Origin of the sequence: Streptomyces hilarionis (assembly GCF_024539675.1) — a bacterium.
GTDB lineage: Bacteria > Actinomycetota > Actinomycetes > Streptomycetales > Streptomycetaceae > Streptomyces > Streptomyces hilarionis.
This window is the reverse complement of record NZ_JAHHIT010000292.1, coordinates 1-4,706: the sequence shown is the minus strand read 5'-3', so window position 1 is coordinate 4,706 and position 4,706 is coordinate 1. Positions and strand designations below refer to the sequence as shown.

The following is a 4,706-nucleotide window of genomic DNA, read 5'->3' as shown; positions in this document are numbered from 1 at the left end:
CCCACGCACCGCCCCCACGCACCGGCCCCACGCACCGGCCCCACGGACAGAAGAACGGTCATATGCGACCACAGACAGGGGAGTTGCCCATATGGATCACAAAGCCCTCGCGCGGGAGATGCGCGGCCTGCGCGAGCAGGTGACCGGCATCACCGACACCGCGGTGGCGGCGGCCGACGGACTGCTCATCGCCGCCGACACCGCCGACTCCATCGACCCCGAGGGCCTCGCCGCCCTCGCCGCGGCCGGCCTCGGCCTCGCCCGCCGCACCTCCGAGGCGACCGCCCGCGGCGCCCTGCACCGCACCGTGGCCTACGGCAGCCACGGCTGCGCCGCCTTCTACGCGGTGGGCGACACCGCGCTGATGGTCGTGCTCGGCGACGAGGGCATGGACGTGGAGCGCCTGCACACCGCGACCCAGCCGGCCCTGCGCCGCATCGATCTGATCCTCACCGAGAAAGCCGCCGAAGGAGTCTGAAGGGATGGCGACGAAGCGTATGACCCCCGGTTTCTCCGATCAGGTGATGGGCCTGGTCAAGTCACTGCGTACGGATGCCCCCGACTGCGTCGCCTCCGGCGTCGTCGACATGTCGACCGGCATGCTGCTGTCCTACGAGACGGTCGACAACCACCCTCCCGAGGTCCTGGACCTGCTGGCGGGCGCGACGCTCGACCTCTTCCAGGGCCGCACGGTCGTGATGATCGAGGACGTCTTCAAGGAGCGTCGCGGCGTCCAGAGCGACAACCACTTCTTCCAGGAGATCCTCGTCAACAGCGAGAACCTCACTCATCTGTTCGTGCGGATGACCGAGCAGCAGGACGTCGTCGCCGTGGTCGTCTGCCGCAAGTCGGTGAACGTGGGCATGCTGTTCGCCCAGGTGCGAAGGGTGGTGCGCGAGTACCAGCTCTGAACGCGGACGGCCCCTCCCCGAGCGGGGGAGGGGCCGTCCGGGGCGCCCGTGCGGGCGGCGGCTACTCCGTGCGCAGCCCGTCCGGCCGCAGCAGTCGCAGCAGCGGAGGCAGGCTCAGCAGCGTCACGACGAGGACGACGAGCGCGCCGATGCCGGTCATCGCCAGCACGCTCGGCCAGTCCACGTTCACCGGCGTGTCCGTCATCCGCAGCAGCACCGCGCCCAGGGTGATGCCCACCGTCGCGGCCAGCAGCAGCCCCAGCACGATCGGGATCGCCGTCTGCCACAGCACGGACAGCCCGAGGGTGCGGCGCCGGGTGCCGAAGGCGACCAGGGACGACAGCAGCTTGCGGCGTTCGCGCAGCTGCTCCAGCTGGGAGACCAGCAGGCTCGCCCCGATCAGCGCCAGCACGGCGGCCGCGCCGACCAGCAGTCCGGTGCGGATGGAACGGAACTTGGTGTCCTGCCGGGTGGCCGTCCAGTTCATCGGCTGCGACAGCGGGTCCACCCGGAACGCCGTGTTGCGGGCGTACTCGTAGGCGTCGGGCACGGACTCGTCGATCCCGAGGTAGATCTCCCCGCTGACCCGCTTGTCGGCCGCCCGGGGCAGCGCGCCAGGCGTCATCAGGAAGCCGTCCCGCTCCCAGTCGGTCAGGCCCTTCACGGAATGGGCCGGCTTGACGCCCGGGGGCACGGTCCACAGGACGTCCGGGCTGTGGTCGTCGGAGGACTGCTCGAAGTACAGCTTCTTGCCGGGCGCGTTCAGCTTCGGGCCGTCGTCGGAGGTCCCGCCGCCGTCCAGGACGAACGTGTCGCCGTCCTTGCAGGAGGGCAGCTTCGCCAGTTCGCGCAGGGCCGGGCAGTCGCCGACGGCCAGCGCGGCGAGCGTCTGCGGGCCGTTCTCGGTCTTCCAGGAGGAGTCGCCGAGGTAGCCCTCCCACAGCGCCGTCACCTTGCGGACGGCCTTGGTGTCGGCGAACTTCCGGGCGGTGGGGGCCAGCGGCGCGCCGTCCGGCACCCCGACCTGCATCTGCGCACGGCTGACGTCCTGGCCGGTGGCCTTGGTGTAGTCGCTGTCCACGCCGGCGAACAGCATCTGGAGCGCGATCGCCCCGGCCACCGCCACCGCGATGCCGTTGACCATCCGGGCCGCGGCGCCGCTGCTCAGCTGTAGCCGCCGTACGGCCAGTTGCCAGGCGACGCCGCCCGAGCCGAGCCGGGCCACGACCGCCTCCACGAGCCAGGGCAGCAGCGCGGTGATGCCGACGAGGATCAGGATGACTCCGCCGCTCACCAGGTACTGGTTGAAGTCGCCGCTCTCGTGGCCCTGTCCGATCATCGGGTAGAGCATCGCGATGCCGCCCAGCGGCAGCAGCAGCCGCCACCACAGGCGGCGCCGGGCGGCCTTGGCGGTCCGCACCACGCCGAGGGGTTCGATCACCACACCGCGCAGCGCGAAGAGCGTGACGAGCACCGCCGCCGTCGGCACCGCGAGCACGACCACCGCGGCCAGCGCGGGGGAGGGGTCGAGGTAGCTGGGCCACACGCTCACGCCCACCACCTCGACGGTGCCCGCGAACTGGCGGCCGGCCAGGAAGAACACACTGCCCAGGACCAGGCCCAGCAGTGAGCCGGCCATCGCCTCGCCCGCCGCGATGCGCCGGGTCATCCGGCTGTCGGAGCCGATCAGCCTGAGCGCCGCGAGCCTGCGGTCGCGCCGTTCGCCGCCGAACCGCACGGCCGCGGCGATGAACACCGCGACGGGCATCAGCAGCACCACGATGACCACGAGGATCAGCAGGAGCAGCACCGGGTCGGTCTTCTCGTGCGACGGGTTCGGGTCCCCGAACGTCTCCAGCCGGGTCACCGGCCCGCTGCCGTTGACGTGCATGGTCAGCCCGGTGGCGCCCGAGTAGTAGGCGAGTTCCTGGGAGCCGACCAGGCCGCGCTCCCCGATGGTGCCGACGACGTGGTAGGGCAGGCGTTCCCGCAGCGGCGCGGAGTCGTCGGCGGCCAGCAGCTCCTTCAGCGCGGGCGAGACGTACATGTCGCCCTTGGCCGGGAACCGGCTCACGCCGGGCGGCAGCGGGGCGTCCGGGCCCTCCGGCTCCAGCATCCGGCCGCGGATGTCCTTGTCGCGGAACGTCGTGTCGGACTGCGCGATCAGCAGGGTCCGGTCGGACTTCGCCGGCGGTTCGCCGAACTGCCAGTCCAGGCGGGCCTGTTCGCGGTCGTGGCGCACCTCGAGCGCGTTCGGCGCCGCGGTCGTCAGCAGCAGCACGGCCACCCCGAGGCCGACGCCCACGGCCGTCAGGACGGCCCGGATCCACCCCTCCCGTCCGCCGCTGAAGGCGAACCGGACCCCCAGCCCCAGGTCCCGGGACCACTGGCGCAGACTCATATGACGCGCTCCATGTCGCGGGACCTGCCGTCGCGGACGACGATCTCGCGGTCGGAGTACGCGGCCACCCGTGCCTCGTGGGTGACGAGGACGACGGCGGCGTTGGCGGTGCGGGCGGCCTCGGTGAGCAGCTCCATGACGCGTTCGCCGTTGAGCGAGTCCAGCGCGCCGGTGGGCTCGTCGGCGAACAGGACCCTGGGGTTGGTGACGAGCGAGCGGGCCACGGCGACGCGCTGCCCCTGTCCGCCGGAGACCTCGCCGGGCCGCTTCCTGCCGAGGTCGTCGACCTCCAGGCGTCTCATCCACTCCAGGGCGGTGCGCTCGGCCTGCTTGCGCGGGGCGCCGTTCAGCCGCAGCGGAAGGGCGACGTTCTCCACGCAGGTCAGTTCGGGCACGAGCTGGCCGAACTGGAACACGAAGCCGAACTCCGAGCGGCGCAGCGCGCTGCGCTGGGCGTCGCTCATCGTGGCGAGGTCGCGGCCGTCGTACATGATCGAGCCGGAGTCGGGCGTCACGATGCCGGCGAGGCAGTGCAGCAGCGTGGACTTGCCGGAGCCGGACGGGCCCATGACGGCGACGACCTCGCCGGGGTGGATGGAGAACTCGGCGCCGTCCAGCGCCATGGTCGGGCCGTACGCCTTGCGCAGGTCCTCGGCCACGAGCAGGGATCCCCCGGGAGCCTTCACGCGTGCATCGCCGCCTTCAGTTTGTCGAGACGTGCGGCGGCGAGCTCCAGCCAGCGCAGGTCGGCTTCGAGATGGAACAGCGCGTGGTCGCAGATCAGCTGGTCGGCGAGATCGCCCCGGCGCTTGCGGTCGGTGAGGATGCGCATGCTGCGCAGGTGCTCGGCGCGCTGGGTGTCGAGGATGTCGGCGGCGTCGCGGTGGGTGAGCAGCGCGAGGACGATCTTCGTGTAGAGCGTGGACTGGAGGTACGGCTCGGGCTTCTCGGGCGTGGCGAGCCACTGCTCGACGTCGGTGATCCCGGCGTCGGTGATGGCGTAGCGCTTGCGCTCGGGACCGCCGCCGGTCTCGACGCCGTCGACCTCGACGAGTCCGTTCTTCAGCAGACGCGACATCGTCGAGTAGACCTGGCCGTAGTGCAGCGGCCGGTCGTGACCGAACTTCTCGTCGAAGGCCCGCTTGAGGTCGTAACCGTGACGGGGCCCGGACTCCAGGAGTCCCAGGAGGGTGTGACCGATGGACATGCGAGGACTGTACATGCGGTGTATACCCGCTGTGTATACGCGGAGTGCGCAGGTGGCAGCGGTGGGTACGGCCGTGCAGGTGGCGGTCGATTGTCACCGTTTCGCTACAGGCCCCGCCGGTCGCGGGGAGTGCGCGGCCGCCCGCACCGGGTACGGGTGCGGGCGGCCGGGGTCGTCGGGCGCCGGG

General features: G+C 71.6%; 5 protein-coding genes. 2 read left to right on the top strand and 3 right to left on the bottom strand.

Translation table 11 applies throughout. The features are described 5' to 3' along the window. The first annotated feature begins 91 nt into the window (after positions 1 to 91). Both KMS84_RS37855 and KMS84_RS37850 read left to right on the top strand, forming a co-directional pair. Positions 92 to 478, top strand: a complete 387-nt coding sequence (locus tag KMS84_RS37855) for a roadblock/LC7 domain-containing protein (protein ID WP_256921094.1) — start codon at positions 92 to 94, stop codon at positions 476 to 478. A gap of 4 nt (positions 479 to 482) precedes the next feature. Next, positions 483 to 911 carry a hypothetical protein gene (locus tag KMS84_RS37850; protein ID WP_054242616.1) on the top strand — a complete coding sequence of 143 codons (429 nt, stop codon included), beginning with the start codon at positions 483 to 485 and terminating at the stop codon, positions 909 to 911. A gap of 61 nt (positions 912 to 972) precedes the next feature. Here KMS84_RS37850 and KMS84_RS37845 read toward each other — a convergent pair whose 3' ends face one another. The 3 genes from KMS84_RS37845 to KMS84_RS37835 are packed head-to-tail and all read right to left on the bottom strand — an operon-like array spanning position 973 to position 4,519. Next, complete coding sequence (locus KMS84_RS37845) at positions 973 to 3,312, bottom strand: ABC transporter permease (RefSeq protein WP_256921093.1); 2,340 nt, start codon at positions 3,310 to 3,312, stop codon at positions 973 to 975. After that, complete coding sequence (locus KMS84_RS37840) at positions 3,309 to 3,998, bottom strand: ABC transporter ATP-binding protein (protein ID WP_256921092.1); 690 nt, start codon at positions 3,996 to 3,998, stop codon at positions 3,309 to 3,311. The genes KMS84_RS37845 and KMS84_RS37840 overlap by 4 nt, the downstream gene beginning before the upstream one ends. Further along, positions 3,995 to 4,519 carry a PadR family transcriptional regulator gene (locus KMS84_RS37835; protein WP_256921091.1) on the bottom strand — a complete coding sequence of 175 codons (525 nt, stop codon included), beginning with the start codon at positions 4,517 to 4,519 and terminating at the stop codon, positions 3,995 to 3,997. The genes KMS84_RS37840 and KMS84_RS37835 overlap by 4 nt, the downstream gene beginning before the upstream one ends. Positions 4,520 to 4,706 lie beyond the last annotated feature (187 nt).